General features: G+C 61.9%; 23 protein-coding genes. 11 read left to right on the forward strand and 12 right to left on the reverse strand.

The genetic code is table 11. From position 1 onward, the window contains the following. Positions 1 to 38 precede the first annotated feature (38 nt). The 7 genes from NE850_RS15600 to flhD all read right to left on the reverse strand — a co-directional run bounded on the left by NE850_RS15600 (position 39) and on the right by flhD (position 6,497). Positions 39 to 575 carry a chemotaxis protein CheW gene (locus tag NE850_RS15600; protein ID WP_007179973.1) on the reverse strand — a complete coding sequence of 179 codons (537 nt, stop codon included), beginning with the start codon at positions 573 to 575 and terminating at the stop codon, positions 39 to 41. Positions 576 to 638: 63 nt separating this feature from the next. Next, positions 639 to 2,909 carry a chemotaxis protein CheA gene (cheA, locus tag NE850_RS15605; RefSeq protein ID WP_310698905.1) on the reverse strand — a complete coding sequence of 757 codons (2,271 nt, stop codon included), beginning with the start codon at positions 2,907 to 2,909 and terminating at the stop codon, positions 639 to 641. 88 nt (positions 2,910 to 2,997) lie between these two features. Next, positions 2,998 to 3,375 carry a response regulator gene (locus NE850_RS15610; protein ID WP_007179975.1) on the reverse strand — a complete coding sequence of 126 codons (378 nt, stop codon included), beginning with the start codon at positions 3,373 to 3,375 and terminating at the stop codon, positions 2,998 to 3,000. An 85-nt stretch (positions 3,376 to 3,460) separates the two neighbouring features. Next, a complete protein-coding gene (motB, locus tag NE850_RS15615) occupies positions 3,461 to 4,468 on the reverse strand; it encodes a flagellar motor protein MotB (RefSeq protein WP_007179976.1) in 1,008 nt (335 codons plus the stop codon). 21 nt (positions 4,469 to 4,489) lie between these two features. Beyond that, positions 4,490 to 5,350, reverse strand: coding sequence for a flagellar motor stator protein MotA (motA, locus tag NE850_RS15620; RefSeq protein WP_007179977.1), 861 nt, complete (start codon positions 5,348 to 5,350; stop codon positions 4,490 to 4,492). Between the two features lie 214 nt (positions 5,351 to 5,564). After that, on the reverse strand, positions 5,565 to 6,125 hold the full coding sequence (gene flhC, locus NE850_RS15625) for a flagellar transcriptional regulator FlhC (protein ID WP_007179978.1): 561 nt from the start codon (positions 6,123 to 6,125) through the stop codon (positions 5,565 to 5,567). 51 nt (positions 6,126 to 6,176) lie between these two features. Then, positions 6,177 to 6,497 (reverse strand): flagellar transcriptional regulator FlhD, encoded by a 321-nt coding sequence (gene flhD / locus NE850_RS15630; RefSeq protein ID WP_007179979.1) that lies wholly within the window; start codon positions 6,495 to 6,497, stop codon positions 6,177 to 6,179. Positions 6,498 to 7,209: 712 nt separating this feature from the next. Between flhD and NE850_RS15635 the strand changes: the two genes are divergently transcribed. Then, positions 7,210 to 8,274, forward strand: a complete 1,065-nt coding sequence (locus tag NE850_RS15635) for a glycosyltransferase family 4 protein (protein WP_165187210.1) — start codon at positions 7,210 to 7,212, stop codon at positions 8,272 to 8,274. 290 nt (positions 8,275 to 8,564) lie between these two features. Here NE850_RS15635 and NE850_RS15640 read toward each other — a convergent pair whose 3' ends face one another. Then, positions 8,565 to 8,867: an H-NS family nucleoid-associated regulatory protein gene (locus NE850_RS15640; RefSeq protein WP_007179981.1), complete on the reverse strand. Its 303-nt coding sequence runs from the start codon at positions 8,865 to 8,867 to the stop codon at positions 8,565 to 8,567. 288 nt (positions 8,868 to 9,155) lie between these two features. Between NE850_RS15640 and aqpZ the strand changes: the two genes are divergently transcribed. The 3 genes from aqpZ to NE850_RS15655 all read left to right on the forward strand — a co-directional run bounded on the left by aqpZ (position 9,156) and on the right by NE850_RS15655 (position 11,337). After that, on the forward strand, positions 9,156 to 9,896 hold the full coding sequence (gene aqpZ / locus NE850_RS15645; RefSeq protein ID WP_007179982.1) for an aquaporin Z: 741 nt from the start codon (positions 9,156 to 9,158) through the stop codon (positions 9,894 to 9,896). 147 nt (positions 9,897 to 10,043) lie between these two features. Further along, on the forward strand, positions 10,044 to 10,739 hold the full coding sequence (locus NE850_RS15650; RefSeq protein ID WP_007179983.1) for a hypothetical protein: 696 nt from the start codon (positions 10,044 to 10,046) through the stop codon (positions 10,737 to 10,739). Between the two features lie 286 nt (positions 10,740 to 11,025). Beyond that, the gene (locus NE850_RS15655; protein WP_007179984.1) at positions 11,026 to 11,337 is read left to right on the forward strand and encodes a PXPV repeat protein; all 312 of its coding nucleotides are present in this window, start codon (positions 11,026 to 11,028) and stop codon (positions 11,335 to 11,337) included. A gap of 158 nt (positions 11,338 to 11,495) precedes the next feature. On the opposite strand, the gene NE850_RS15660 is transcribed toward NE850_RS15655, so the two are convergent. After that, the gene (locus NE850_RS15660) at positions 11,496 to 12,317 is read right to left on the reverse strand and encodes a Cof-type HAD-IIB family hydrolase (protein ID WP_007179985.1); all 822 of its coding nucleotides are present in this window, start codon (positions 12,315 to 12,317) and stop codon (positions 11,496 to 11,498) included. Between the two features lie 119 nt (positions 12,318 to 12,436). Next, on the reverse strand, positions 12,437 to 13,318 hold the full coding sequence (locus tag NE850_RS15665) for a BadF/BadG/BcrA/BcrD ATPase family protein (RefSeq protein WP_007179986.1): 882 nt from the start codon (positions 13,316 to 13,318) through the stop codon (positions 12,437 to 12,439). 140 nt (positions 13,319 to 13,458) lie between these two features. Between NE850_RS15665 and NE850_RS15670 the strand changes: the two genes are divergently transcribed. Both NE850_RS15670 and NE850_RS15675 read left to right on the forward strand, forming a co-directional pair. Beyond that, positions 13,459 to 14,055 (forward strand): DNA-3-methyladenine glycosylase I, encoded by a 597-nt coding sequence (locus tag NE850_RS15670; protein WP_007179987.1) that lies wholly within the window; start codon positions 13,459 to 13,461, stop codon positions 14,053 to 14,055. Positions 14,056 to 14,469: 414 nt separating this feature from the next. After that, complete coding sequence (locus tag NE850_RS15675; protein WP_007179988.1) at positions 14,470 to 14,895, forward strand: hypothetical protein; 426 nt, start codon at positions 14,470 to 14,472, stop codon at positions 14,893 to 14,895. Positions 14,896 to 15,114: 219 nt separating this feature from the next. Here the strand turns inward: NE850_RS15675 and rpsU are convergent, their stop codons facing one another. Together rpsU and NE850_RS15685 are read right to left on the reverse strand one after the other, a co-directional pair. Continuing rightward, positions 15,115 to 15,327 (reverse strand): 30S ribosomal protein S21, encoded by a 213-nt coding sequence (gene rpsU / locus NE850_RS15680; protein ID WP_006050883.1) that lies wholly within the window; start codon positions 15,325 to 15,327, stop codon positions 15,115 to 15,117. A gap of 357 nt (positions 15,328 to 15,684) precedes the next feature. Then, positions 15,685 to 16,626 carry an aldo/keto reductase gene (locus NE850_RS15685; protein WP_007179989.1) on the reverse strand — a complete coding sequence of 314 codons (942 nt, stop codon included), beginning with the start codon at positions 16,624 to 16,626 and terminating at the stop codon, positions 15,685 to 15,687. 258 nt (positions 16,627 to 16,884) lie between these two features. Here NE850_RS15685 and NE850_RS15690 point away from each other — a divergent pair, with 258 nt between their 5' ends. From NE850_RS15690 to vioA, 5 genes are all read left to right on the forward strand, one after another. Next, complete coding sequence (locus tag NE850_RS15690) at positions 16,885 to 18,030, forward strand: flagellin (RefSeq protein WP_165187213.1); 1,146 nt, start codon at positions 16,885 to 16,887, stop codon at positions 18,028 to 18,030. Between the two features lie 157 nt (positions 18,031 to 18,187). Next, a complete protein-coding gene (gene fliD, locus NE850_RS15695; protein WP_165187215.1) occupies positions 18,188 to 19,705 on the forward strand; it encodes a flagellar filament capping protein FliD in 1,518 nt (505 codons plus the stop codon). 3 nt (positions 19,706 to 19,708) lie between these two features. Beyond that, a complete protein-coding gene (locus tag NE850_RS15700; protein WP_165187217.1) occupies positions 19,709 to 20,023 on the forward strand; it encodes a flagellar protein FliT in 315 nt (104 codons plus the stop codon). 267 nt (positions 20,024 to 20,290) lie between these two features. Beyond that, positions 20,291 to 22,666: a tetratricopeptide repeat protein gene (locus tag NE850_RS15705; protein WP_310698906.1), complete on the forward strand. Its 2,376-nt coding sequence runs from the start codon at positions 20,291 to 20,293 to the stop codon at positions 22,664 to 22,666. Next, positions 22,663 to 23,808, forward strand: a complete 1,146-nt coding sequence (gene vioA / locus NE850_RS15710; RefSeq protein WP_165187222.1) for a dTDP-4-amino-4,6-dideoxy-D-glucose aminotransferase VioA — start codon at positions 22,663 to 22,665, stop codon at positions 23,806 to 23,808. The genes NE850_RS15705 and vioA overlap by 4 nt, the downstream gene beginning before the upstream one ends. Positions 23,809 to 23,810 lie beyond the last annotated feature (2 nt).

A 23,810-nucleotide genomic window follows, 5' to 3' on the forward strand; every position in this document is an offset into this window, starting at 1 on the left:
ATGCTCCCTGTCCCAATCGTTCGTAAAGGCTGCCGCCGTTAGACGCCGAGCGTTTCGATCAGCGCCATTTCGCGGCTGGTCATGAGCTTCTCGATGTCCATCAGGATCAGCATGCGGCCGTCGACGGTGCCCAGCCCCGTGAGGTACTCGGTCGTCAGCGTGGCGCCGAATTCGGGCGCCGGCATGATCTGGTCGGTGGCGAGCGTCAGCACGTCGGACACGCCGTCCACCACCATCCCGACCACGCGATGCGCGACGTTCAGGATGATCACCACTGTCTGGTGATCGTACTCGACACGGCCCAGGTGGAACTTGATGCGCATGTCGACGATCGGCACGATGATGCCGCGCAGATTGATCACGCCCTTGATGAACTCGGGCGCATTGGCGATCCGCGTCACGTTGTCGTAGCCGCGGATTTCCTGCACCTTGAGAATGTCGATGCCGTACTCTTCGGCGCCGAGTGTAAAGACCAGGAATTCCTGACCGCCGGCGTCGGCCTGCTGCACGTCGCGGCGGCCATTCGTACCGCTCGCGTTCGCGACGCTCGAATTGATGGATTGGACTTCTGCCACGTTAGCCCCCAAACGGTTGGGATGAAACAGGTTGAATAAGTGTTACGGCGAGTGTGACGGACATCATGCGAGGCTCATCGCGCCATGCGCGTTGCGCGTTTCGCGGTTCAGCGCCGCCACGTCGACGATCAGCGCCACGCTGCCGTCGCCGAGAATGGTCGCGGCGGAAATGCCGTGCACCTTGCGGTAATTCGTTTCCAGATTCTTCACGACCACCTGCTGCTGGCCCACCAGCTCGTCGATCAGCATCGCAAAGCGGCGCCCCTCGGTTTGCATGATGGTGACGATGCCCTGAGTGGGTTCCTGCTTCGCGTCTTCGACATTGAACACTTCGTGCAACGCCACGAGCGGCAGATATTCACCGCGCACCCGCACCACGCGCTCGCCGTTGGCCACCGTGTAGATGTCCTCGGCTTGCGGCTGCAGCGACTCCATCACGAAGTTAAGCGGCAGAATGAAGATCTCGTTGCCGACCTTGACCGACATGCCGTCCAGAATCGCCAGCGTAAGCGGCAGCACGATGCGCGTGGTGCTGCCCTTGCCGGCGTGCGAGGTGATTTCCACGTGACCACCCATCGACTGGATGTTCCGCTTCACCACGTCCATGCCGACGCCGCGGCCCGACACGTCCGTGACCTGTTCCGCCGTCGAGAAGCCCGGCAGGAAAATCAGGTTCCAGACTTCTTCGTCGGTCATGGTTTCGCTGACCTGCATGCCCTGCTTGGCCGCCTTCGCGAGAATCTTGTCGCGGCGCAGGCCCGCGCCGTCGTCGCTCACTTCAATGACGATGTTGCCGCCGTGATGCGCCGCCGACAGCACCAGCTGCCCGGTCGAATCCTTGCCCGCCGCGCGCCGCGCTTCCACGGTTTCGATGCCGTGGTCGAGACTGTTGCGCACGAGGTGAGTCAACGGATCGATGATCCGTTCAATGAGACTCTTGTCGAGTTCGGTCGCCTGACCGAAGGTGACGAGTTCCACTTCCTTGCCGAGTTTCGCCGCCAGATCGCGCACCAGACGCGGGAAGCGGCTGAACACGTAATCCATCGGCATCATGCGGATCGACATTACCGCTTCCTGCAGATCGCGCGCGTTGCGCTCGAGCTGCGCCATGCCGTTGAACAACCGGTCGTGCAACGCAGGATCGAACGTGCTGGTGGTTTCCGCAAGCATGGCTTGCGTAATCACCAGTTCGCCGACCAGGTTGATCAGCTGATCGACCTTTTCGACGCCGACGCGAATCGAGCTGCCTTCCGCGCCGCCGGCCGCCGCGGCCGGACGTGCCTTACGGTCATGCTCGGCGGGTGCGGCTGCACCAGCCTGGGCCGGTGCACTTGCTGCGGCAGCGGCCGGCGCCGCCGGTTGAGCCGCGGCAGGCGTGTCGAACGAATCGTGCGCGGCCGTTGAAGTGGGCGCAGCGGTGCCGGCCGCCGGTGCCGACGATGCTGCGGGTCCCGCCTGACTGGCCGGTACTACTGCCCGCGTCGGGGACGAAGCAGCGTCGGGCGTTCCAGGTTCGCCTTGCTGCGTCTCATCCGCCGGTGCGGTGCCGCGGCCGATCGCGATCTGACTTTCGTCGATCACGAAGCAGCACACGGCGATGATGTCGTCGGAGGTCACATCGGTCGCGAGCCACAGCGTCAGATCGCCGCCGCTCTTGACCTGCCCGACGATGTTGCCCAGGTTGCCGAGCTCTTCGGTCAGCAGTTCCTGGTCCTTCTCACCAACGCCCCGTAGCGTAATTTTCAGATGGGGACCGGCGTTGTCGTCGTTGCCTCCGACGCCGCCGGCTCCCGCGGCTTGCCCGGTCTGTGCCGGTTCGCCGTCAGTCCATTCACCCGCTGCCTGCACCGCCTGTTCGACGACGTGCTCCGGCGGCGTACCGCCTTGGCCCGGCTGGGTTGCCGCCGGTGCCGCGCTTGCGGCAACCGGTGCGGCAGCGTCGCCGTTTTCCGCATGCAGCCGCTCGAGCTTCGCGCAGATCGCCTTCGCGGTGGCCGCATCCGGCTCGGCGCTCGCGCGGTAGTCGGCGAGCTGGCCGGACAACACGTCCTTGGTTTCGAGGAACGTGTCGATCATGTCCTTGCGCAGCACGAGTTCGTTATTGCGCGCGCGATCGAGCAGTGATTCGAGAATGTGGGTCGTTTCCGTCAGCGCGGTAAAGCCGAACGTCGCCGCGCCGCCCTTGATCGAATGCGCCGCGCGGAAAATGGCCGCGAGGTCTTCGGGGTCCGGGTGCGCGATATCCAGATTGAGCAGCAACTGCTCCATCTGCGCGAGCAGTTCGTCCGCTTCGTCGAAAAACGTCTGATAGAACTGAGTGATGTCGAGTGTCATGCCTGGGTCACCGCGAGAGTTCCTGTCTTGGCGTGGGCTGCCGAGCCGCCGCGTCGAGAGCTTCTACAACTTGGTCTAAGGGTGGTGCTTACGCGTGGTCCGGCTCGGCTAACGCCGCCACCAGTTCGGTCAGCATGTCGGGGTCGAGCGGCTTTTCGATCCAGCCGGTCGCGCCCGCAGCCCGCGCCGCCTCCTTGAACGGCTCACCCGATTCCGTCGTGAGGACGAGGATGGGCGTGGCCTGGTAAGCCGGGTTGTTGCGCAGCGCGGCGATCAGATCGAGCCCGGTCTTGCCCGGCATGTACTGGTCGGTCAGCACGAGGTCGAACGACATGGCGAGCGCGTTTTCGAGCCCTTCGTTGCCGTCCGCCGCGAGCGTCACCTCATAGCCGGCCGTCGTCAACGTGGCGGCGAGAATCTGCCGCATCGATGCCGAATCGTCGATTGCCAGGATGTGCCTGATCATGAAAAACCTCGCTGCACGTGCGCTATGGATCGCCCTGCCGCGCGCGCCGGCAGGGCGCGTGAACGGGCAAGGCGGTCGCTGTCTGTTACTGGGCCGCCGGCGCTGCCGCCGGCAACTTCGGTGCAACCGTTGCCGGCTGCGCAAGCTTTTGCAGCAACGGCTTGGAGCCGGCTGCGTCGTCCGACAAGGTAGTCGTGGTAGAGTCGTCGTGGTCGAGCGCCTCCTCCGACTTCTTGTTGAGCACGATGATGCTGATGCGGCGGTTCTCCGGATCCATCGGGTCCGCCTTGTTCAGGTTCTGCGTCGATGCGAGGCCGAGCACGCGCATCACCTTCGCTTCATCCATGCCGCCGGCGATCAGTTCGCGGCGCGACGCATTGGCGCGGTCCGCGGACAGTTCCCAGTTGCTGTAGCCTTTTTCGCCGCCCGCATACTGCGCGGCGTCGGTGTGGCCCTGCACGATGATGCGGTTCGGCACGTCGTTCAGCGTGTGGCCGATTTCGCGCAGGATGTCGCGCATGTACGGTTCCACCTGGTCTTTCGCGGTCGCGAACATGGGCCGCTTCTGCGAGTCGACGATTTCGATCCGCAAGCCCGTGAGCGTCGAATCGATGCGGATCTGCTGCTTGAACTGGCGCAGCACCGGATTCGCCTCGATCGCGGCCATCAGCTTGACCTGCAGATCGTGCAGGCGGACCTGCTCGCGGCGCTCCAGTTCGCCCTGCAACTGCTTCATCGAGTCTTCGTTGTTGTGCGAGACGCTGCGCTCCGAGCGGTTGTTCGAACCGTCGGTGGAGCGCGTAACGCCCTGCGCGTCGGTCGAGATATCGCGGCCGCCGCCCTTCAGAATGCTCGAGTCCTCGGCGCTGCGGTCACCGCCCCACAGCGTGACCTTCAGCGGCTGGTTGAAGTAATCGGCAATGCCCTTCAGTTGCACCGTGGACGCCGAACTCAGCAGCCACATCAGCAGGAAGAACGCCATCATCGCGGTCATGAAGTCCGCATAGGCGAGCTTCCACGCGCCGCCGTGGTGGCCGGCTTTCTTCGGCGCGGCGCGTTTGACGACAATGGCGCGGTCTTTATCCTTGCTCATCGGTTCGGTTCCCGGCGCCCTTTACTTAGCCTTGACGCGGCGCACGTGCTCTTCCAGCTCGGCGAACGACGGGCGTTCGGTCGAGAAGAGCACCTTGCGGCCGAACTCGACGGCAATCGCCGGCGCGTAACCGTTCAGGCTGGCCAGAATCGTCACCTTGATGCACTGGAACATCTTGGTCGACTCGGTCACGCGCTGTTCGGCGACGCTCGCGAGCGGCCCGATCAACCCGTACGAAAGCAGAATCCCGAGGAAAGTACCGACCAGCGCCTGGGCGATCATCTCGCCGAGCACGGCGGGCGGCTTGTCGGCGGAGGCCATGGTGTGCACCACGCCCATCACCGCAGCCACGATACCGAACGCCGGCATTGCGTCGCCGACCTTGTTCAGCGCATGCGCGGGCGCCTCGCCTTCCTGGTGATGCGTCTCGATCTCCTCGTCCATCAGGCTTTCGATCTCGAACGCGTTCATGTTGCCGCCCACCATCAGACGCAGGTAGTCGGTCAGGAACTCGATGATGTGCTTGTCGGCGAGAATCTTCGGGTACTGGGTGAAGATCGGACTCTTCGACGGATCGTCGATGTCCGCTTCCAGCGTCAGCGTGCCTTCCTTGCGCGCCTTGGCCAGCAGGACGTAGAGGAGCGCCATCAGCTCCATATACACGTCCTTGTTGTACTTCGCGCCCTTGAACAGGGTCGGAATGACGCGCAGCGTCGCCTTGATCGTCTTCATTCCGTTACCGAGAATGAACGCGCCGATGCCGGCGCCCACGATCATCAGCACTTCAACGGGCTGCAGGAGCGCGCCGAGATGGCCGCCTTCCAGCGCATAACCGCCGAAAACGGACAAAAGCGTCACGAGTGTTCCCACGAAAATCAGCACTGCCGAGCCCTCACAAAGAAGCGACGGTGACCGTCGTTAATCAGGTTTACGGCAACAAAGCAGAAAACTTTGGCGGAAATATGGCGCGTCGCGCCGGTGTAAACCAGAGGCCGAAGCAGCCGGCCCCGGCGCGGCCGGGCATCGTGCGGGCGGGCTGGAAAGCCCGCCCGCAGGGGAGATGGATGGCTGAGCGCGCCGGCGGCCGCCTTGTGGGTCAGGATTCCAGGGCGGCGAGGCTCTCGCGGGCGCGGGCGTCGGCGAATTTCTTTGTCTTACCGGCGCGCGAGGGCGGCTGGCACAGTCCGCAGACGAACGCATGCTGGGGATCGTGAGCATGCGCGACAAAATGTCCTCCGCAGCGGCAGCAGGCGGTCATTTGCAGCATCCCGGAGTCGAAAAAACGCACCAGCGTCCAGGCGCGCGTGAGACTGAGCACGGGCTCGTCGTCGTGCAACTGGACGTGTTCCAGATAGAGCCGGTAGCTCTTCACGATCGACTGGATCGTCAGGCAACCGCCATGGCCAGCCATGAAACGGTAGATGTTATAGAACAGCGACGAGTGAAAGTTCGGTTGCCAGGTCATGAACCAGTCGGTCGAAAACGGCAACATGCCCTTGGGTGGCGACACCCCTTTCAGTTCCTTGTACAGCTTGATGAGCCGGTCGCGCGACAGACTGGTTTCAGCCTCCAGCAATTGCAAACGCGCGCCAAGTTCGATCAGTTCGATGGCCAGGGTGATCTCCCTGACTTCGAGTACAACACTTTTATAGGCCATCCGTTCGCGTTTCCCCCGTCCTGATTGCCTGGCTTTGGTTACTACGTGCCATCAGCCGAGTTGCTCGACTGGCTGGCTTGCCATCAGGATCGCGGAATGCGCCTGTGCCACGGCGCCGGATTTGCCTTTGTCCGCCAGAGCGGACAGCACGGCATGGTCGTCGAAACGGAAACGGCACAACACCTGATTGGACGCTGCCAGCTTGACGGTCTGCGCCAACGACAGATTGGCGAGCACATCGGCTAACTGGTCCGAAATCCCCATGCGAAACATGCCCATCGGCTTGTCTTCGCGTAGCAGCCGCTGCGCGAGCAGGAGATAAGACAGGTTAACTTCTCTGATCTCATTGAGCATATCGCTTGTCGCGCTCATGATTCCCCCGGGGTGTATCTGGCTGGTCAGGCCGTTGTGGAAACGTTTGCTCGGACGCGCGCGCTTAAACCGCACGAATCGGCTCGTTTCTGGTCTTGCGAGCATTGTGTCGAAAGGGGGCGCGGACGAAAATCGGATAGACACCCAGCCTTGTTGACGGATTAATCCGTCATTCGTGTAGGAATTTTTCCTACAAGTGAGGGCGCGAGCGGAGCCAAACGGAAAGGGCTGAAGCGCAATCTGGAAGTCTATGCGCGGTGAATAGCTACCGACAGCGATGCGGAATGCGGACTGGAAGAGTGAGCCTGAAGGATTCAAATTCCGCACCGGTGCAGCGGTGAGAAAGAATTATAAGACGTTTTCACTCCTGCGTAACGCAGGCTCTGTAGGCGATGCGCTCTGATGTCCGGGCCCACGGCTTGCTGATAGGATGCGCTGCGTTCGAATAAAATGGCCGTTTTTTGCTTCCGGTTGTCGGGATCGCTTCCAGACGACCTGTAACGCGGCATGTTTCGCGCTGTAACAACATTAAGCGTTTGAAAAATAACTCGAATTCGCGCGGTCGATCCCGATAATGAAGCTAAGGGATTACCCGATGCAGGTTCGGAGCACCCCCGGGCGGCGGCTTACCGCGCCCAACCGTCCGTCAGGCAATCGCTCCTCGCTCCACTCGAGCGCCGCTATGCGATGCCGTTCAGTTCAGGAGAAACGCATGCGAATCGCACAAATTGCGCCGTTGTATGAAGCTGTCCCACCGAAACTCTACGGTGGCACCGAACGCGTCGTATCGTATCTGACCGAGGCGTTGGTCGAACTCGGCCATGACGTCACGCTGTTCGCGAGCGGCGACTCGGTTACCTCGGCGAACCTCGACGCCTGCTGGCCTCGTGCGCTGCGCCTCGATCCGACGATCCGCGACGCGCTGGCTCCGCACGTCCTGATGATGGAGAAGGTGCGCAAGGTCGCACATGAGTTCGACGTGCTGCACTTCCACCTCGACTACATGCCGTTCCCGCTTTTCAGCACGATGGACACGCCGTTCGTGACGACACTGCACGGCCGTCTCGACCTGCCGGAACTGCAACCGGTGTTCGATGCGTTTTCCGATGTTCCCGTAGTCTCGATTTCGGATTCGCAACGTGCGCCGCTGCCCCAAGCGAACTGGCTCAACACGATTTACCACGGCTTGCCGGAGCAGCTATTGACGCCGCAAACGCACAAGAAGCCCGAATACCTGGCGTTCCTCGGCCGTATCTGTCCGGAGAAGCGCGTCGATACAGCCATCAAGATCGCTGCACAAAGCGGTTTGCCGCTGAAGATCGCCGCCAAGGTGGACAAGGTCGACCAGGAATACTTCAAACGCGAAATCGAGCCGTTGCTGTCGCAGGCGCATGTGGAATTCGTCGGCGAGATCAATGAGGCGCAGAAGCCTGAATTTCTTTCGGGCGCCAAGGCGCTGCTATTCCCGATCGACTGGTCGGAGCCGTTTGGCCTTGTAATGATCGAATCGATGGCTTGCGGTACGCCGGTGATCGCGTTCAATCGCGGCTCAGTGCCGGAAGTGATCGACCACGGCGTGACGGGTTACATCGTCGAGGATGTGCAAGGCGCAGTCGCCGCGCTGCAACGCCTGGACGAACTGTCGCGCACCGAAATCCGTGCCCAGTTCGAACGCCGCTTCAGCTCGAAGACCATGGCGCAGAATTATGTGGACGGCTATTCGGCGCTGATCGAAGCCACGCGCCGCCCGGTGCTGCGCCAAGTCGCGGTGGGCTAAACGTTCCGTTCGAGCGGCTGTGGCGATTTTTCGCTCAGCCGCCTGAGAACCGGATCCGCAGCGCACGGCATTTCCGGCTTGCGCACCCGTAGTCAGTCATTTCTTCGTGTGAATCGTTTGCGCGAGCGGTAAATCCAGCTTATCCCGCTTCTTGTCTAAAAAAGCCGCCGCTTGAGGGCGGCTTTTTTAATACGGGTATGGATGCGCTTCCATCAAAGATTAGCACTCGGCAAATAAAAGACCGAGTGCCAATAACCTTCAGTTGGCTTTCGCGACGACCGGCAATCGCCTCAAGCCGCGCCAATCAGAAAGCGCTCGCGATTCTTGCCGACGATCCACTTGGGCGGTTTGCCGCGCCCGCTCCATGTATTTCCCGATTTGGGATCCTGGTATTTCGCCGGCAGCGGCGCCTTCTTGGGCGGGCGCCCGCGCTTGGCGGCGACGGCAAAGCCAAGATCTTGAGCGGTCAGACCGTATTCAGCGATCTTTTGGCGGATGTCAGCGACCACGTTGTCAATTTCAGTACGCCGCGCTTCTTCTGCTTGTGCCTGCAATTTAGCGATCTGCGCCTTGAGGTCTGCATATTGAGACATTCCGGTTCTCCCCTTTTTTAGAACTCATTCGCTCGCAGACTAACTGTAATTATAAAAATTCGCAATGGACAACAATACCGATTTAGCAAGATATCCTCTGATAATTATTAACACGGGTGAATTGTTAAACAGCCTCTTTATCTCGCAATAATAGGTAAGCCCGACGCCACATTGACAATTCTTGACAGCGGATTCGGCGACCTTTCCCTAGAATTGTGCGCCGAAGGCATGGCATCCGACTTAGCCGTGCGTGCTCGCGGAAGCGTCATCTTTTTAGGATTACCAATCATGCAGTTGTCAAAACGTCTCGCCGCCGAGTTGTTCGGCACCTTCTGGCTCGTGCTCGGGGGCTGCGGCAGCGCCGTCCTCGCCGCCAACTTCGCCGGGCCGGTCCACGGCCTGGGCATTGGGTTCGTGGGTGTGGCGCTCGCCTTCGGCCTGACTGTCCTGACAATGGCCTATGCGATCGGCCACATTTCCGGCTGCCATCTGAATCCCGCGGTAAGCGTCGGCCTGACCGTCGCCGGCCGCTTTCCGGCGCGCGATCTGCTGCCGTACATCGTCGCGCAGGTGATTGGCGCGGTGCTCGGTGCGTTCGTGCTGTCGCTCATCGCGACGGGCAAGCCGGGCTTCGACCTGGTTGCCAGCGGGTTCGCGAGCAACGGCTACGGCGAACGCTCGCCGGGTCATTACTCGCTCGCCGCGGCATTCATTTGCGAAGTCGTGATGACCGGTTTCTTCCTCTTCGTCATTCTCGGAGCGACCGACAAACGCGCGCCGGCTGGCTTTGCGCCGATCGCCATCGGCCTATGCCTCACGCTGATTCACCTGATCTCGATCCCGGTGACCAATACCTCGGTCAACCCGGCGCGTTCCACGGGCCCGGCACTGTTCGTCGGCGGTGCGGCGGTGGATCAGTTGTGGCTGTTCTGGCTTGCACCGATTCTCGGCGCAGTGATCGCGGGCGTGCTGTATCCGGCCCTCGCCGAAAGCCGCGACAGCAATTCGCAAAAGCTGGCGCTCGACTAGTCAAGAGCGCGGGCATTCAAATCGGGCGCTACGGCGCCCGCTCTGTTTTGCTGCGGACGGGCATGGGCATCGCGACATCGTGCCAATGGCGCGCGGGAGCACCGCTGCTAGAATCGTGCGACCTCCCAGGCTCGCACAGGTGCCCCTATGAAGCGTTTCCGCGGATTTACGCATGGTGTCGCACTCACCATCTGTGGCCTGTGCGCGGGTCTGTCGGCGCCCCCTACCGCGCATGCGGCGGACAGCGAGATTGAAACGCTCGTGTTCGTGCGGCACGGCGAGAAGCCGGCCCAAGGCTACGGCCAGCTCAACTGCCAGGGGCTGAACCGCGCCTTGGCTTTGCCGGCGGTGATCGCCGCCAAGTTCGGCAAACCGGACGCGATCTATGCACCCGATCCCGGCCAGCAAAAAAACGACAGCGGCAAGCCGTATTACTACATCCGGCCACTTGCCACCATCGAACCTACCGCCATCCAGTTCCAGATGCCGGTGCAAACACCCTACGGTTTCGCTCAGATCGACCAGCTCGGCAGCGCACTCGTCAATCCGGCCAATCGCAACAAGCTGATTGTCGTGGCTTGGGAACACAAGCTGATCGTGAAACTATTGCGCCAGATGCTGAGCGCGCACGGCGGCAATGCGGCCGATATACCGAAGTGGAAGAGCGACGATTTCGACAGTATCTATATTGTTCGCCTCAACTGGGAAAACGGCACCGCGCGCGCCAGCTTCAAACACGACCGGCAGGGACTGGATGGGCGCGCAACCGATTGCCCTTGCGCGGCGCTGCCGGATGCATCGTCGGCGGCTGCGTCGGCGTCTTCCGGGAATACAGCAGATTAATCAGCCAATACAGATGTAAGCCGCAATTACGCTCGCCGCCAGCTGATTTGACTAAAGCGTGGCGCCGGGCGAGCTCCGGAACGGCTCAAATGGTCGCGCGTCCTTGTACGGCTTGGCTTTGAGAGAGCAGCGGCTCGCACGGGCTGCACTCGAATGCCGCTGCGCCCGCCTTTCAATTCCCGCGACGATGCTTGCAGTCCGTAACATCTCGTCGCAGTACCCGCCGGCCGGAATGCGTAGATTGGTCCTGTGCGACACACATACGTCGCCTCACAGGAGAACAAACATGAAACGCATCGTCACTCACTTGCTGGTAGCCGCAGGACTCGCAGCGGGCGCATGCGGTGTCGCGCAAGCGCATACGGATCTGAACATCGGTTTGTCGCTCGGCGTACCGGTTTATGCCCGACCGGCTCCGGTCTATGCCGCGCCGCAGCCGGTGTATTACGGCAATCGTGGCTGGGGCCGCGGTTACGATCGCGGTGATTACTACCGTGGCGACCATCGGTATGACCGTGGCTGGAACCACAACGATCGTGGCTGGGGGCGCGATGACCGTGGCGACCATGGCGATCGCCGTGGCGGATGGCACGGCTGATCTTCGTGGTGCGGCTGACGGCGGCTAACGAGGTGTCTTGCCGCCGCCGCTCAACCGGCGACCTGCAACACGGTCGACAGCAACCGGACAGCCGCGAAGGTTCGCACGAGAAACGGCCCGCGTTCACGAAAACGGACGCGGGCCGGTTCCATTTTCGGTCAGGACATTAATTCGTCGTCGAGCGAGAAAAGCTTGCGCAGATGGTGCGCGACGCCCGCTTCGAAGTTGTTGCCAATGCGCAGCACGTTCGGCAGACGCGCCATGAGATCGGGATTGGCATTATTCATCATGAACGGATGTCCGGCCGTCTCCAGCAGATCGATATCGTTCATGTTGTCGCCGAACGCCACGCAATGCGAGGCATCCACGCCGACGCGCTCGAGCACGATCTGCAACGCGCGCCCCTTCGATACGTTCGCTGTCATCACTTCCAGGCAGTCCGGCAGCGAATAGGTCACGTAAAGGGCATCGCCGAATTCGCGTGCGAGATTTGCCGCGACCTGCGCGAGATCGGCCGGCTCGCCAATGTAGAGAGCTTTCGCGATGTCTACGCCGTCGTGTTTCGGCAGATCGGTCACCGCGTAAGTGAACCCCGAGTCCTGGTGAAACTTCAGCAGATCCGGCGCATCGCGATCGATCAGCCAGGCCTGATCGGCGAACAGATTGACGATCACACGGCCATGCGCACCGGCGATTTCCGGCCGCACCAGCCGTTGCACGATGGCAGGAGGCAGGTCGTCGGCATGAATCACCGTGTTGTCCGGCGCGTGAATGCGCGCGCCATTCGACGTGATCAGATACGGACTGATGCCCAGCACGTCGCGGATGCCCGCGACGTCGCAATAATGGCGGCCCGTTGCAATCACGAAGCGCAGGCCGTCGCTCTCGAGTTTACGCACGGTGGCGACCGTGAACGGATCTACCTGGTGATCGGCATTGAGCAGCGTGCCGTCGAGGTCCGTGGCGATAACTTTGTACATAGTGTGAGCAGTCGGGCAACATCGAAGCGCGTATTTTACCGGCGCCGGCCGGGTTCACCGGAAACGGGCGGGCCACGCCCGGCGATTCTCAGCCGTGAGCGCACCACGACGCGCCGTTTTCAGCTGCCGACACGAACCGCTTCGCGCTGCGCCAGTTGCAATCCACCATGCGCAGAGTCGGCCAGCGGCTCGCGCAACCGCGCCTGATAGATCTGCGGCACGTACTCGCGCAACGGCGTGCCGAGTCCGCCGCACAACGCGATCGGCAGGCTCGCCGAAGAATCCAGCGCGGCGATCATCTTGCCCACTTCGACGCCGGCCTCGCCGAGCAAACGCGCCGCGAACGGGTGCGTGCGGTGGGCGATGACGATCGGCGCAAGTCTCGCATAAGCGGTCTGATTGGCTTCGCAGAGCCAGACGACGAGGCTGTCACGGTCATGCGCGCCGGTATGGACGAGCAGCACTTGTGCGAGATCGTCGTTGGGGCCGCGGCCGTCGAGTGCATGTTGCGCATGCACGATGGCTCGCAACCCGAGCCACGCGCCGCTCGCTTCGTCACCCGACGGATAGCCGTAGCCGCTGACCATACGGCATTCGCCGTCGCCATCCAGCACGGCCGCCACGCTGCCGGTGCCAAGCGCGACGATCACGCCCGGCGCGCCGGCGTGTGCGCCCAGCAGGGTGGTATAGGCGTCGCTTTCCACGGCGAGTCCGGCTAGCGCGGGCGCCTGTGCACGAAACGCTGTCAGCCAGTCGCGATTATTAACGCCCGCCAGTCCGCAGCCAAGTATGCAGCGCGACCAGTCGAGCGCCACGCCGGCGCGTGCAAATGCTTCGCCGCAGCCGGCTGCAATGGCCTGCCACGCACGTTCGACACCGAGCCCCAAACCGGACGGCCCGCTTGCCGCCTGCGCCAGCTCGCGGCCCTGTGCGTCGCCGAGCACGACGCGCGTGCCGCTGCCGCCGCCATCGATGCCGATCAGAAAGAAGTCTTTGTTCATGGAATCGAATGAGTTCCGTGGATGAATAACGCGTAGCGTGGCAGGTCAGTTTCAATCCGGCAATCGGCCGAACGGCTAACTTGCAGTGCGCACGGCTTCGGCTATGCTGGCGGGCGACATCACAACGCAGGAGCGCGACAGTGACACAGCGATGCAACTGGGTATCGAGCGAAGCGCTCGCACACTACCACGACACCGAATGGGGAGTGCCCTCGCGCGATGACCAGCATCTGTTCGAGATGCTGGTGCTGGAGGGCGCTCAGGCAGGTTTGTCGTGGTCGACGATTCTCAACAAACGGGCCGGCTATCGGCGCGCTTTCGCCGACTTCGATATCGACAAAGTCGCGCGCTTTACGCCGAAGCATGTTGATGCGCTGGTGACGGACGAAAGTATCGTGCGCCATCGCGGCAAGATCGAAGCGGCCATTACCAACGCTCGCGCGGTCCAGCAGATTCAGGCCGAGCACGGCTCGCTTGCCAATTTCGTCTGGTCGTTCGTCGATCAGACGCCGATCCAGAACGATTGGGCTTCCTACAAGCAGGCGCCAGCGTCGACCGATATTTCGGACGCGCTCAGCAAGGGGCTGAAGCGCTACGGTTGCAAGTTCGTCGGCTCGACGATCTGCTATGCGTTCATGCAAGCGGTGGGTATGGTGAACGACCATGAGGCGAGTTGCACGTGCCGCGCACGATGCGCGGCGCTCGGCAAGAAGGGACGTAATCGTAAAGCGGGATGAAGCAGCGGCGGCGGCTTCCCGCTGTCTAGTACCGCGGTTCTAAAAAAGAAAGGTGGCTCAGGGAAACTCCCATGCGCCGCTGCGCGTGGTCCGCCCATCAGCCTGCGACGTAAGCCTGGAGGACGAAGACGCGACGCGCCGTGACGCCGGATTCGTCCCGATACGCCCAACCGGTGAAAGCGCTGCTGCGCTTCCGGGCCGCATTGGTCGTTATACCGTTACGAGCTGCGGCTGCGACAACCGGCAAACTCTGTCTGCGAGTTGCATCGACGAAAAACATCCGATTCGGGGAATCAGACGCTTTTCGCCGCGCCGCGCGAGTCCGGGCCTCGCCGCCGAATAGCGCGCGCCCGATATCGCCAGTCGCACGCTCAAACAACGAATAACCGCAGCGTAGCGCACGGGAGACCAACCATGAAAACGCTTAACTTCCTGACGCATCAGGATATTTTCGACCAGGCCGTCGACCATCTGTTAGCCCAGAAATGCGCCGCACTGCTGCCGCGCGGCGGCGGCGCCTATCGCGGCTATTGCGGCGGCTGCCCGGTGGGCAACTTCATCAGGCCTCGCGACTACATGACCGCGATGGAAGGTATTCCGGTGCGCTATGTGGGCAAAACGGCCACCGCAATGCCGGCGTATATGGATGTCGGCGTGTCCGCCCTGAAGAAGGCGCTTCTGCGCTCGCACATCAATGTGTACGACCCGGCCACCGTCGATCTGCTCAGTTGCCTGCAAAACGTGCACGATGCATTTGGCACGTGGGAGTGGCGTGACCGTCTGGGCTCGATCGCCCGCCAGTTCGGCCTTTCCGCCGGACGGCTGAAGAGCGCGGCATAACAGGGATACGGCTCGCCAAAGCACGACTGCGGCACCACCTCGGGTCGCGGCGCACACCGTCCGCCACCACAAACGCACAACCGCCTTGGTCGCCCAACGCCGGGCGATCCAACGAACGCCCAAAAAGAAACGGCCAAAAAGAAACGGCCAAAAAGCAAAACGGCGATGTGGCTTCTTTCGAAGCTCACACCGCCGTTCGGCCGTGCGGAAAAAGCGTGCTTAGTGCAGCTTCTTCGGCAGCATCTGGCTGCGCAGGCGCTTGTGCAGGCGCTTCACAGCAGCAGCCTTCTTGCGCTTACGTGCCGTGGTCGGCTTTTCGTACGATTGGCGCTCACGCAGTTCAGCGATCAGGCCATTCTTTTCGATTGCGCGACGAAAGCGGCGAATCGCCACTTCGAACGGCTCGTTTTCTTTCAGAAGAATCGTCGTCATGTAATTCCTAACTCAATCACTTGATAGGGGTAAATTGCGTGGCGGCATACCGCTCACGCGCCGGCCCTCCGGTCGTTCCAATTCATGGCCAGTAACAGGCAAACGCGGGCAGAACCCGGCCAAACCACGATTGAAACGAGAGGCAAAGCGGCCACGGAGGCCGGAAAAGAGAGGTGGGGAGTTCACCGCGGAACGCGGACAGACATGATGCAAAAGCCGCGTCTGCTGCCGTTTCGCCGACCTTTCATCAATGGAAAAGCATTGACGAAACAGGCAAAGATCTCAATTCACTCCCGATGATATCAGGAAACTCTCCATCCTACCAGGGGTTTAGCGATTGCGCCAGGTCGTTTGCGCTCAGGCGCTAGCTTCGTTCAGCTCGCGGATATCGGCGCCCGTCAGCATCAGATGAACGGCTGCCGCGAGGCTTTTGAGCTGGTCGACCGACGTTGCGCTGGCAATCGGGGCCGTAACGCCAGGCCGCGCGATCAGCCATGCCAGGGCAACCGTAGCCGGCGTGCTGCCATGCGCGTCGGCGATCCGGTCCAGCGCGGCAAGAATTCGCAAACCGCGTTCGTTCAGGTACTTTTCGACCCGGCTGCCGCGCGCCTTGTTGGCCAGATCCGCTTTCGAGCGGTATTTACCGGACAGAAAGCCGCTCGCAAGACTGTAGTACACCACCACGCCGAGCTGATTGGCGAGCGCCACCGGCTCGATGTCGCGCTCATATTCCGCGCGGTCATACAGGTTGTATTCCGGCTGCAACAGCTGATATTCGGGTAGTCCGTGCTGACGGGACACCGCAAGCGCTTCCTCCACGCGCGCGCCGCTGTAGTTCGACGCGCCGATCACCCGCACCTTGCCCGCCTCGATCAGTTTCTGATACGCGCCGAGCGTTTCGGCGAGCGGCGTTTCGGTGTCGTCGTCGTGGGAAAAGTAGACGTCGATGTAATCGGTTTGCAAGCGCCGCAGCGAATCCTCTAGAGCGGCCTGAATGTTCGCCGCCGACAACCCCTTGCGTTGCGGATGCTTCGAGACCTTGGTGGCGAGCACGATCTTGTCGCGCTTGCCGCTCTGACGGAGCCATTTGCCGATGATGGTTTCCGACTCTCCGCCCTGGTTGCCCGGCACCCACGCGGAATAGACATCGGCAGTATCGATAAAGTCGAGTCCGGCATCGACAAACGCATCCAGAATCGAAAACGAGGTGGCTTCATCGGCGGTCCAGCCGAAAACATTGCCGCCGAACATAAGCGGTGCGACCTGTAATTGCGAACGCCCAATCCTGCGCTTTTGCATGATTTCTCCAGGGTTTGTCACGAGAGAAAAAGAGAATACGCCGTCTTTTCAATACCTGCAGTGGGTCTGCGGAGCAAGGCTTCGCGGGCTGCGCAGCGCCGCCCGGCCCGGAAAACAATTGGGTCGCTATTGCACAAAGTTCCTCAAGTTTTTTTAAGAGGCGCCGTCAACCTTCACTGAGGCGGCCAGCAATGAACGAGTGCTTCCGCCGATGCCAACGTGGCGTATTGGGCTCAAGGCTTATTTAGGAGATTTTCCATGCTCGGAATCAATAGCAACATCAACTCGCTGGTTGCACAGCAAAACCTTAATGGCTCGCAAAGCGCCCTTTCGCAAGCCATCACCCGTCTGTCGTCGGGCAAGCGCATCAACAGCGCGGCTGACGATGCAGCAGGCCTGGCAATCTCGACGCGTATGCAAACGCAGATCAACGGCCTGAACCAGGGCGTGTCGAATGCGAATGACGGCGTGTCGATGATTCAAACCGCATCGAGCGCACTGTCCTCGCTGACCTCCAGCCTGCAACGTATCCGCCAGTTGGCGGTGCAAGCATCGACCGGTTCGCTGTCGTCGAGCGACCAGGCAGCGCTGCAGAAGGAAGTTTCGGCACAGATCGCTGAAGTGAACCGTATCGCATCGCAAACGACGTACAACGGCACCAACATTCTGGACGGCTCGGCAGGCAGCGTGACGTTCCAGGTCGGCGCGAACGTCGGTCAGACGATCAGCCTGGACCTGAGCCAATCGATGTCCGCAGCGAAGATCGGTGGCGGCCTGGTGCAAACGGGTCAAACGGTCGGCACGATCGCCGTCAGCCTCAGCTCGACGGGTGTCTACACGAGCACGGGCGCAACGATCACGTCGATCAACGTGCTGTCGGACGGCAAGGGCGGCTATACGTTCACCGACCAGAACAACCAGGCTATCTCGGCTGCGGCAGTGAGCTCGATTTTCAGCGCTGGTACGGCCTCGGGCACCGGCACTGCAATTACTTCGCTCGCGCTCAGCGCAGGTGCCATTCCGACGACCGGCGCGGCGTCCTCCGCCGCCATCGCATCGGTCGCACAGATCAACGCGATCAACAACCCGCCGACGGTTTCGGGCCTCGACATCAGCACGGTCACCGGCGCGAACGAGGCAATGGTCTCTATCGACAATGCGCTGCAGACCGTGAACACGCTGCAAGCTGCACTGGGCGCCGCGCAAAACCGCTTCACCGCAATCTCGACGTCGCAGCAAGCTGAATCGACCGACCTGTCGTCGGCACAGTCGCAAATCACGGACGCCAACTTCGCACAAGAAACGGCCAACCTGAGCAAGGCGCAAGTGCTGCAACAAGCTGGTATCTCGGTGTTGGCGCAAGCTAACTCGAACCCACAGCAAGTTCTGAAGCTCCTGCAGTAAGAGCTGACGCAGTAACGGCGATGCGCCGCGCGCAAACGGGGCGCATCGCCGGGTTTCAAGCGACGGGAGGCATGCCTCCCGCCGTGCATTTCCATCACGTAGTGATGTAGCATCGCGCACCAACCAACACCGATTTCCAGACGCCCGGAGCCTCTGCATGTCCTCGATCTCAACCTCGTCTTCTACAGCAAGCGCCAACGCCGCGCTGCAGTCGGCTGCCCAATCGATCATCAGCGGCTCGACGGGCAATTCGTCGATGGACGTGTCGACACTCGTCACGGCGCTCGTGAACGCCAAGACCGCCGGACAAACCGCGGCTCTGGCGGCACAGCAAACCACCGACAACACCACGCTGTCCGCGTACGGCGCACTGAGCTCGGCGCTCAGCGCGCTGCAGTCGGGCATCACGAATCTCGCCAACGGCAACACGCTGGCAACGTTCGCGGCGACCGCGAGCGGTACCGGGCTGACGGCGACAGCCGGCGTCGGCGCCGTGGCCGGCAGTTATTCGATCGCCGTGACGCAGATCGCCAGCTCGCAAGCCTTATCGTCGGCAGCCTTCGGCGCCACGACGGCGCTAGGCACTGGCACGCTGTCGATCTCGATGAACGGCAAGTCGATGGATATCAACGTCGACAGCAGCAACAACACGCTCTCGGGCATCGCGTCGGCGATCAACGCGAGCAGCAGCAACCCGGGCGTCACGGCCACCATCGTGACCGGCACGGACGGCGCCCACCTCGTGCTGCGCGCGGCGAACACGGGGGCGGCCAACGTCATCAACGTCTCGACCAGCAACGTCACGAGCGACACCGGCCTGTCGAGCCTCGGCGTGACGTCGACGGCCAGCACCACGGGCGGCCAGTCGTCGATCTCGTCGGCTAATTCGAACAGCGCGTGGACGCAAAGTGGCTACGCGCAAGACGCGGAGTACACGATCGGCGGAATCGCGGGCAGCAGTTCCAGCAACGCGGTGACCGGCGCCATTTCAGGCGTGACGATCAACCTGACGGCGGCGGCCGTGGGCACGCCCGCTGGCACCCCGCAGACGCTGACCATCGCGCAGGACACTACGTCGCAGAACACCGCGATCAACAATTTCGTGAGCCTGTACAACACCGTCGTGACGACGATGTCCACGCTCACGTCGTTCAGTTCCGGCTCGACGTCGCAAGGTCCGCTGCTGGGCGACTCCACGCTGCAGACGATCAAGAACACGCTGGCCAATATCGTCGGCGGTGCGGTTGGCTCGGGCAGCACGGGCGCCACCCTGGCGGCGATCGGCATCACGCTGAAGGACGATCCGGCGGACGGCACGCTGGTGGTCGACAACAACGCGCTGAACACGGCGCTGACGAGCAGCCCGGCCACGGTCGCATCGCTGTTCAATTCGACCAACGGCATTGCCGAGCAGTTGAACGCCAGCATCACCACCTTCACGCAGACCGGCGGCATCATCGACACGCGCAATAGCGCGCTGAACGCCGACCTGAAGAGCATCGCCACACAGCAAACCGCGCTCGCCGACTACACGACACAATTGACGAACCAGTATCAGGCGCAGTTCACCGCGCTGAACACGTTGATGGCGACCATGAACAACAATTCGCAATACCTGACCGCGCTGTTCGGCGGCACCAACAGCGCAGGCGCGCTGGCCACGAACAAGAGCTAAGCCATGAACACGCACAACATGACCCAGGCGGAACTGGTCGAACGCGTGTTGTCCATCACGCGGGCAATCGAACAGGCGGCCTCGCTCGCCGACTGGCCGGAAGCCGCCCGCCTGACCGAAACGCGCTCGCCGCTGCTGATGTCGCTCACCGCCGGCCAGAAACCGGCCGCGCTGGAGATGATCCGCCAGATCCAGGCGATCGACGCCGCGCTACTCGCCGACGCTGAAGTCACCCAGAACGAATTGCACATCGAGTTCGAAGCGGCGATCGGACGCACCAGGGCAGCCGGGGAATATCAGCGGATGGCCCGCCTGTAGAAAAATCAGCCGGGGCGGAGCCGCGCAAGGCGACGTCCGCTCCCAAACAGCCGGCTCAGCCGGCCGACCCAACAATAAGAACTACGTGCCGAAGTGAGGCGCGCTCGTTCCCTCAGCCCGCCTCGTGCGGGTTTTTTTCTTGTCTTTCGGCTTTTCACCCGTCCTCCCCATACGCCAAACAGGCGGCCTTTTCCCCATCATCTCCGAGCATCAGAACCGCTTGCCCCGTCGCACAATTTCGTTCATAGACCATTCTGCGCTGAGACCATGACTCTCCTGTACGAGCAGCCCACCGCCAACCCCTTGACGTCCGAGCAGCAACTCGAGCAGGACATTGCGCTCGTCTTGCAAACGGCTCTGGAGCACCACCACAAGGGTGAATTCGACGACGCCGAAACGCTCTATCGTGCGATTCTCGACGCGAAGCCGCAGCACGCGGACGTGCTGTACAACCTTGCCGTGCTGCTCGGCCAGACCGATCGGCCGCGGGACGCATTGCCGCTTTTCGAGCAACTCCTCGGGTACCAGCCGCAAAACGGGCAGTACTGGGCAGCCTATGTCAGCGCATTGATCGACGCAGGTGAAGCCGCCGCCGCGTGGCTCGCCCTGGAGATGGGCCAGAAGCAAGGGCTGAAAGGCCCCGCAGTGGATGGCCTCATCGTCCGGATGTCGAATCCGGACAAAGTCATCTCGACATTTCCGGTTGTGCCCAAAGAGCCACCGGGAACCGCCCTGCCGGCCGCGGAAAAAGGCGCCTCGGCAAACGCTCAGGAAAACCGCTCCACGATCGCGTCGGGACGCCGGATCAGCCAGCAGGAAACGAATCGCTACACGGCGCTGTACAACAAAGGCAATATCACCGAAGCGGTGAAAATTGCCCGCTCGTTCACCGAACGCTTCCCCGCGGACGGCAACGCGTGGCGATGGCTCGGCATCGCGCTGCACCGGCTGGGCCGTTACGACGACGCGGTCGCCCCGTTGAGCAAAGCCGCGGAACTGCTGCCCGAGGAACTCGAGAGCCGCACGGTGCTCGCGGATACGCTTCGCCTGAAGGGGCAGTATGCAGAAACGGAACAGGTTTGCCGCGCGATCCTCGAGATCAATCCGGAATACGCCGAAGCGCAGCGCATCTTTGCCATGTCGCTGGTGCATCAGGGCCGCGTAGCTGAGGGTTTTGCCGCAGCACGCCGCGCCATCGAACTGAAGCCGGACGATTCAAGCATCTACAGCACGCTGGGTGTGCTGCAACTCGACCTGGGCTTCGTGGCGGAAGCGGAGCAAAACTTCCGCGTGGCGCTTGAGAAAAACCCCAAAGACCCGATCTCGGCCGACAACTTTCTGTTTGCCCTCGCTCACAACCCTGAGATCGATCAGGGCACGCTGTTCGCCGAGCACCTCAAATTCGCGCAGCAACACGAAGCGCCAGTGCGCGCACAGTGGCCACGGCACGTCAACAAGCGCTCGCCGACGCGCAAACTCAAAATCGGCCTCGTCTCCGGCGATCTGTTCCGGCATGCCGTAGCGTCCTACCTGCTTCCGGTCATGCAGCATCTCGCCCAGGACCCGAACGTCTCCCTCCATGTGTACAACAACTACATCATGGAAGATGACTACACCCGATTGCTGCGCGATTGCGCCGATGAATGGCAGCAGATCACCGGCATGCCGGACGCGCAGCTGGCCAACAAGATCCGCGACGAACGCATCGACATTCTGTTCGACCTGTCGGGACATACGGGCCGCAACCGCCTCCTCACGTTTGCGCGCAAGCCCGCGCCGATCCAGGTGAGCTGGCTCGGCTATCCGGCCACCACAGGCCTCAGCGCGATGGATTACTACCTGGTGGACAGATTCGGCGTACCGTTCGGCGATGCCGAACGTATGTTCTCGGAGAAGATCGTCCATTTGCCGGCGAACGCTCCGTTCCTGCCCGAAAAGAGCGCGCCGCCGGTCAACATTCTGCCGGCCATGCACAACGGCTATGTAACCTTCGGCAGTTTCAACCGGATGAACAAATTGCGCCGCGACGTGATCGCGCTGTGGGCGGAATTACTGCACGCGCAGCCTTCGTCGCGCATGCTGCTCGGCGCAATCGCCAACGACGATGACGAACAGCTCCTGATCGACTGGTTCGGCAGCGTCGGTATCGGACGCGAGCGGCTGATGTTCCGTCGCCGCTCGAGCATCCCGGTCTATCTGCAGCAGCATTTTCACGTCGACATCTGTCTCGACACGTTCCCATACACGGGTTCGACCACCGTGCTGAATTCCTTGTGGATGGGCGTGCCGACTCTGACCATCTGCGGCAACACGCTACCGAGCCGCGCCGGCACCACCTGGATGTCGCACGTCGGGCTGGAGCAGTTTCTCGCTACGGACAAGGCGGATTTCGTCGCTAAGGGCGTTGCGCTGTCCTCCGATATTCCCGCGCTCGCCGCGCTGCGCATCGGTCTGCGCGAACGCTGCATGGCCTCGGCGGCATTCCGGCCCGAAGTGGTCGCCGCAGGGTTGTCGCGCGCCTTGCGAATCATGTGGCAACGCTGGTGCGATGGCCAACCGGCGATCCCGTTCGAAGTAACGGCAGAAGAAGCCATTGCCGCCACAGGCGACACCGCGCCATCCGAAACAGGGGAAAACAAGTGAACGCTGCCTTACCGCTTGGGGCCATCGAGCCGCAGATCGACGACCGCATTTACGTTACCCAGCCGCATCTCGCGCCGCTCGAAGAATTCATCCCCTATCTTCAACAGATCTGGGACAGCAAGATCCTGACCAATGCCGGCCCGTTTCACCAGCAGTTCGAAGCGGCCTTGTGCAAGTACCTCGGCGTCAAGCATCTCGCGCTGTTCACCAACGGCACACTGGCATTGCTCACCGCGCTGCAGGCGCTGCGCGTGACCGGCGAGGTGATCACCACACCCTATTCGTTCGTTGCAACCGCGCACTCGCTGGTGTGGAACGGCATCAAGCCGGTATTCGCCGATATCGATCCGCACACGCTCAATCTCGACCCCGCCAAAATCGAGGCCGCGATCACGCCGCAGACCACCGCGATCATGCCGGTGCATTGCTACGGCAAGCCGTGCGACGTCGAAGCGATCCAGAAAATCGCCGACAACTACAATCTGAAGGTGATTTACGACGCGGCCCATGCTTTCGGCGTGCAGACCGAAACCGGCAGTGTGCTCGAACACGGCGACCTCGCGGTGCTGAGCTTCCACGCGACCAAGGTTTTCAACACGTTCGAAGGTGGCGCGATCATCTGCCAGGACGCCAGGACCAAACAGCGCATTGACCATCTGAAGAACTTCGGTTTCGTCGACGAAGTGACCGTGGTGGCATCCGGCATCAACGGCAAGATGAGCGAAATCAACGCCGCGTTCGGGCTGCTGCAACTGCAGCACATTGATGAAGCGCTGGCAAAGCGCGCGCGCGTCGACGCGATCTATCGCGAACGGCTGCGCGATGTGCGCGGTATCCGCTGCCTGCCCAAAGAAGGCCAGAAAGTCGCGAACCACTCGTACTTTCCGATTCTCGTCGGACCGGAGTATCCGATCAGCCGGGATGCGCTGTATCAGAAGTTCCGCGACCGCAACATCTACGCGCGCCGCTATTTCTATCCGCTGATCTCGGACTTTCCGATCTATCGCGGCCTGCCTTCCGCGCGCCAGGACAACTTGCCAGTCGCGCGTGCCGCCGCGCAACAGGTGCTGTGTCTGCCGATCTTCCCGGCGCTGACAGACGACATGCTCGATCGCATCATCGGGATTATCGCGGATACCTGAAC

It is taken from the genome of Paraburkholderia sp. USG1, assembly GCF_031570135.1.
Taxonomy (GTDB): domain Bacteria; phylum Pseudomonadota; class Gammaproteobacteria; order Burkholderiales; family Burkholderiaceae; genus Paraburkholderia; species Paraburkholderia dioscoreae.